This is a genomic window from Enterobacter sp. ZOR0014 (genome assembly GCF_000798855.1).
Lineage (GTDB): Bacteria > Pseudomonadota > Gammaproteobacteria > Enterobacterales > Enterobacteriaceae > Enterobacter > Enterobacter kobei.
Genome location: NZ_JTLF01000227.1, coordinates 21,356 through 27,396 on the forward strand (window position 1 = coordinate 21,356; position 6,041 = coordinate 27,396).

Annotated in this window: 6 protein-coding genes; all 6 read left to right on the forward strand. The window is 52.2% G+C overall.

Annotated features, from left to right (window positions below; translation table 11 throughout):
* The first annotated feature begins 12 nt into the window (after window positions 1–12).
* Entirely contained in the window at window positions 13–1,107 is a 1,095-nt protein-coding gene (gene rlpA / locus L977_RS11795) for an endolytic peptidoglycan transglycosylase RlpA (protein WP_045268250.1), read from the forward strand.
* A 139-nt stretch (window positions 1,108–1,246) separates the two neighbouring features.
* Window positions 1,247–2,458: a D-alanyl-D-alanine carboxypeptidase DacA gene (dacA, locus tag L977_RS11800; protein ID WP_014882991.1), complete on the forward strand. Its 1,212-nt coding sequence runs from the start codon at window positions 1,247–1,249 to the stop codon at window positions 2,456–2,458.
* Window positions 2,459–2,563: 105 nt separating this feature from the next.
* Window positions 2,564–2,827 (forward strand): DUF493 family protein YbeD, encoded by a 264-nt coding sequence (gene ybeD, locus L977_RS11805; protein WP_003858718.1) that lies wholly within the window; start codon window positions 2,564–2,566, stop codon window positions 2,825–2,827.
* Window positions 2,828–2,922: 95 nt separating this feature from the next.
* Window positions 2,923–3,564 (forward strand): lipoyl(octanoyl) transferase LipB, encoded by a 642-nt coding sequence (gene lipB, locus L977_RS11810; protein WP_045281613.1) that lies wholly within the window; start codon window positions 2,923–2,925, stop codon window positions 3,562–3,564.
* A gap of 291 nt (window positions 3,565–3,855) precedes the next feature.
* The gene (locus tag L977_RS11815; RefSeq protein WP_014882989.1) at window positions 3,856–4,809 is read left to right on the forward strand and encodes a YbeF family transcriptional regulator; all 954 of its coding nucleotides are present in this window, start codon (window positions 3,856–3,858) and stop codon (window positions 4,807–4,809) included.
* A 207-nt stretch (window positions 4,810–5,016) separates the two neighbouring features.
* Entirely contained in the window at window positions 5,017–5,982 is a 966-nt protein-coding gene (gene lipA, locus L977_RS11820) for a lipoyl synthase (protein WP_008501032.1), read from the forward strand.
* The last annotated feature ends 59 nt before the right edge of the window (window positions 5,983–6,041 follow it).

A 6,041-nucleotide genomic window follows, 5' to 3' on the forward strand; every position in this document is an offset into this window, starting at 1 on the left:
AAGGGGATCGGAATGCGTAAGCAGTGGCTGGGGATCTGCATCGCGGCAAGTTTACTTGCGGCCTGCACAAGTGATGATGGTCAGCAACAGGCAACCGTCGCGCCGCCGCAGCCTGCGGTGTGTAATGGTCCGATCGTTGAAATCAGTGGGGCCGATCCCGTTTATGAACCGCTGAATGCCAGCGCGAATCAGGATTACGAGCGCGACGGCAAAAGCTACAAAATCGTGCAGGACCCTTCCCGCTTCAGCCAGGCGGGCTTTGCTGCCATTTATGATGCAGAACCGGGCAGTAACCTCACGGCATCCGGTGAAACATTTGACCCCATGCAGCTCACTGCCGCGCACCCAACGCTGCCGATTCCAAGCTACGCGCGTATCACCAACCTGGCTAATGGTCGCATGATCGTCGTGCGTATTAATGACCGTGGTCCATATGGTAATGACCGGGTGATTTCTCTGTCCCGCGCGTCTGCCGATCGCCTGAACACGTCGAACAACACCAAAGTTCGCATTGACCCGATTATCGTGGCGCAGGATGGCTCGATGTCCGGGCCGGGTACCGCCTGTACGACGGTGGCGAAGCAGACCTATGCTCTGCCAGACCGCCCAAATCTTGACGGCGGAATGGGTAGCGTCTCTTCTCCGGCTGAGCCTTCTCAGCCGGCGGGAGAAATACGTCCAATCAGCAATGATACGCTGCAAAGCGATGATTCCACTGGCGCCCCGGTAAAAAGTAGCGGCTTTTTAGGCGCACCGACGACCTTAGCGACGGGCGTGCTGGAAGGCAGTGAGCCGACGCCAGCCCCGGTTGCGGCTCCGGTGACGCAGCCAGCGCCGGTAACAGCGCCAGCGACCACGCAAAGCGCGGCAGCAGCAGCCAGCGGCGGCTTTGTCGTTCAGGTGGGGGCAGTGAGCGATCAGGCCCGAGCCCAGCAGTATCAACAGCGTCTAAGCCAGCAGTTTGGCGTACCTGGACGCGTTGAGCAGAACGGCGCGGTCTGGCGTATTCAGATGGGGCCTTTTGCCAGTAAATCGCAGGCAGCGTCTCTGCAACAGCGTTTGCAGAGCGAAGCACAACTGCAGTCCTTCGTCACTGTTGCAAAATAATTAATCGGCGGTATCCGAAATGTCAGTTTGTGTAAAACGCATTCACAAACTCATGCTTAAAGTCGGATGCCTGCCTGAATAGCATTTGCTATAGTAAGGCACTTTTTTTAATTCCATCACGGATGTCGTAGTTCTGACCATGAAGACCACTTTTTCTGCTCGTTTTGTGCAGCGCATGGCGCTGACCACGGCCCTTTGCGCAGCAGCACTCTCTGCTGCTCATGCCGATGACCTGAATATCAAGACCATGATCCCTGGCGTTCCGCAAATCGACGCGGAATCCTACATCCTGATCGATTACAACTCTGGCAAAGTTCTGGCAGAACAGAACGCTGATGCCCGCCGTGACCCGGCCAGCCTGACCAAAATGATGACCAGCTATGTTATCGGCCAGGCCATGAAAGCCGGTAAATTCAAAGAAACGGATCTGGTCACCATTGGTAACGATGCGTGGGCAACCGGGAACCCTGTGTTCAAAGGTTCTTCTCTGATGTTCCTGAAGCCCGGTATGCAGGTTCCGGTTTCCCAGTTAATCCGGGGTATCAACCTGCAGTCAGGTAACGATGCCTGCGTAGCAATGGCTGATTTCGCCGCCGGTAGCCAGGATGCCTTCGTCGGTCTGATGAACAGCTACGTCACCGCGCTGGGTCTGAAAAACAGCCATTTCCAGACCGTACACGGCCTGGATGCAGACGGTCAGTACAGCTCCGCACGTGATATGGCACTGATTGGTCAAGCCCTGATCCGCGACGTACCGAACGAATACTCCATCTATAAAGAGAAAGAGTTTACCTTCAACGGTATTCGTCAGACCAACCGTAACGGCCTGCTGTGGGATAACAGCCTGAACGTTGACGGTATCAAAACAGGTCATACCGATAAAGCCGGTTACAACCTGGTGGCCTCTGCCACTGAAGGCCAGATGCGTCTGATCTCTGCCGTGATGGGCGGTCGTACCTTTAAAGGTCGTGAAACCGAAAGCAAGAAACTGCTGACCTGGGGCTTCCGTTTCTTCGAAACCGTGAATCCGCTGAAAGCAGGCAAAGAGTTTGCGTCTGAGCCAGTGTGGTTCGGCGACAACGACCGTGCTTCCCTCGGCGTGGATAAAGATCTGTACCTGACCATTCCACGCGGTCGTATGAAGGATCTGAAAGCCAGCTACGTCCTGAACAGCACCGAACTGCATGCCCCGCTGCAGAAAAATCAGGTCGTGGGTACCATCAACTTCCAGCTGGATGGCAAGACTATCGATCAGCGTCCGCTGGTTGTTCTGCAGGAAATTCCTGAAGGCAATTTCTTCGGCAAAATCATTGATTACATTAAATTGATGTTCCATCACTGGTTTGGCTAAAAATCGAACACTTGAAAGTGTGATTTTGATCCCCATATACTAAGTATCCTGATAACTCCCACCTGACGTGGGAGTTATTCTTTTTGACGTTACGCCGGAGCTGACATGAAAACCAAACTTAACGAACTGCTTGAATTCCCTACCCCATTTACCTACAAAGTAATGGGTCTGGCGAAACCTGAGCTGGTTGATCAGGTGGTTGAAGTGGTACAGCGCCATGCGCCCGGTGATTACTCTCCGTCAGTAAAACCAAGCAGCAAGGGCAACTACCACTCGGTTTCTATTACTATCACCGCGACCCATATCGAACAGGTTGAGACGCTCTACGAAGAACTCGGCAATATCGAAATTGTGCGTATGGTGCTGTAGTCCCTTTGCGGTTACCCGGCTTACCGGGTAACCCCTCTCCCCCGCTGTGATATACTCCCCCTCATCATTGGTTCCTCGTCTTCGGAGACGCTGTTTTGTATCAGGATAAAATTCTGGTCCGTCATCTCGGGCTGCAACCTTATGAGCCTGTCTCCCAGGCTATGCATGACTTCACCGATTCACGCGATGACACGACCCTTGATGAAATTTGGCTGGTTGAACACCTGCCGGTATTTACCCAGGGTCAGGCCGGTAAAGCGGAACATTTATTAATGACGGGCGATATCCCGGTGATCCAGAGCGATCGGGGTGGACAAGTGACTTATCACGGCCCGGGCCAGCAGGTGATGTACGTCCTGCTTAATCTGAAGCGCAGAAAGCTTGGCGTGCGTGAGCTGGTGACGTTGCTGGAACAAACCGTCGTCAACACGCTGGCGGAATATGGTATTGACGCGCATCCGCGGGCTGATGCACCAGGCGTCTACGTTGGCGAAATGAAGATCTGCTCGCTGGGGCTACGTATTCGTAAAGGCTGTTCCTTCCATGGTCTGGCGTTGAATATTAATATGGATCTGACGCCTTTCCAGCGCATAAATCCCTGCGGCTACGCCGGTATGGAAATGACGCAGATGCGCCAGTGGGTAGATACCGCCACGCCAGATAATATACGCCCTGTTCTTCTGAAGAATGTGTTAGCGCTACTTAACAATCCACCGCATGAATATATCCCTGCTTAATATATCATACAGGGGAGCCCGTTAATTTGACGGGCAACTATTTATTTACCGCTTTTACGCTTTACAATAATCCGCAGATTCTATATTTTCGAAGCGCCCGAATATTGCCGTTACATATTATTTAGCCTCCGGACAGCACGGCATACACAGGCTAAGTAACGTGAGTGATAATCACACAACTGTTTGTTTTTGATAAACAAGTGAAACAAAACCAACACTTTACGAATCTCTACAAGCATAATAAATAAATTCAACTATCATTCATGTTGTGAATGTATACGGAGTGAAAGCGTGGAGTCTACTAATTTACCAGCCAAACGACTGAATGAACCCGGTGGCGAAGACAAGCCACAAATTTTTCGGACTTTACGTAATATTGATCTCAATTTACTGACTATTTTTGAGGCAGTATATGTCCATAAGGGTATCGTTAACGCTGCGAAAATTCTTAATCTCACGCCATCGGCAATAAGTCAGTCGATTCAAAAGCTACGCGCTATATTTCCTGACCCGTTATTTATCCGTAAAGGCCAGGGCGTCACGCCGACGGCCTATGCGACCCACCTCCACGAATACATCAGCCAGGGGCTGGAGTCGATTCTGGGTGCGCTGGATTTAACCGGGAGCTATGACAAACAAAGAACGATCACCATCGGCTGCTCTCCTTCAGTGGGCGTGCTGGTCATGCCCGCCATCTACCAGGCCGTGAAAGAGCATGCTCCCCAGCTTCTGTTACGCAATGTGCCACTCAACGAACCTGACGTTCAGCTTGCCCAGTTCCAGACGGATCTGGTTATTGAGAGCGGCAGCTTCAGCGCCAGAGCGCTGGGGCAAAACGTGCTTTATGCCGATAATCTGGTTTTGGTTTGCCGCCAGCAGCATCCCGCGCTCAGCGAGCCGTTAACCATTGAGAACCTGCGCAATTACGACCACTCGTCTTTCATGACCGAAGGGCAGTCCAACCATGGTCTGCGCCAGCGCATTGATGAAATTTTCCCGGAACGTCAGATCAGTTTCAGCAGTTACAATATGTTTACCACCGCCTCCCTGATTGGCAGCAGCGATATGCTGTGCATCATGCCTTCACGCCTGTATCACCTGCTGCGGAAATGCTGGTCGCTGGAGAGTATTCCGCTCAGCCAGCTCAATGCGGAATCTATCGAGATTTCACTGCATTACAACAAACTCAGTTTGCGCGATCCGGTACTGGAAAACGTCATCCGCATTATCCGTCAGGCCTTCTGACAGCGAGTGTCAGCACAAGCCCCTGCCACAAGCAGGGCGAAAGGCACAAAACAACAACTATTTTACAAATTGGCGACGTGGCAGGCTGCTTTCATGGCCGTTTCAATGATATACTGCCTGTCGTTCGTTCAAAAATAGTTGATAAATACAACATTCCCTTGAATTGAAACGCTTTCCTTCGATATTCGCAACTGGAACACGCACGCTATGAGTAAACCCATTGTGATGGAACGCGGTGTTAAATACCGCGATGCCGATAAAATGGCCCTTATCCCGGTTAAAAACGTGGCTACCGAGCGCGAGGCGCTGTTAAGAAAACCGGAATGGATGAAAATCAAACTTCCGGCTGACTCTTCGCGTATCCAGGGGATCAAAGCGGCGATGCGCAAGAATGGCCTTCACTCCGTCTGTGAAGAAGCGTCTTGCCCTAACCTTGCTGAATGTTTCAATCACGGCACCGCGACGTTTATGATTCTGGGTGCCATCTGTACCCGCCGCTGCCCATTCTGTGACGTTGCTCATGGCCGCCCGGTCGCGCCCGATGCTAACGAGCCGCAAAAACTGGCGCAAACCATCGCTGACATGGCGCTGCGTTATGTGGTCATCACATCCGTTGACCGTGACGATCTGCGCGATGGTGGAGCTCAGCACTTCGCTGACTGCATTACTGCTATTCGCGAGAAAAGCCCGAACATTAAAATCGAGACGCTGGTTCCTGACTTCCGCGGCCGTATGGACCGTGCGCTGGATATCCTGACCGCGACGCCGCCAGATGTGTTTAACCACAACCTGGAGAACGTGCCGCGTCTTTATCGTCAGGTACGACCGGGTGCGGATTACAACTGGTCTCTGAAGCTGCTGGAGCGCTTTAAAGAAGCCCATCCGCATATCCCTACCAAGTCAGGTCTGATGGTCGGTCTGGGTGAAACTAATGACGAAATCATCGAAGTCATGCGCGATCTGCGCCGCCACGGTGTGACCATGCTGACGCTGGGCCAGTATCTGCAGCCAAGCCGTCACCATCTGCCGGTACAGCGCTACGTCAGCCCGGATGAGTTTGATGAGATGAAAGCCGAAGCGCTGGCGATGGGCTTTACCCACGCAGCATGCGGTCCGTTTGTTCGCTCTTCTTACCATGCTGACATGCAGGCAAAAGGCGAAGAAGTCAAATAGTGCTGTAATATCCATTTACAGTAATGCAAAAAAACCGGCCTGATGAGCCGGTTTTTTTT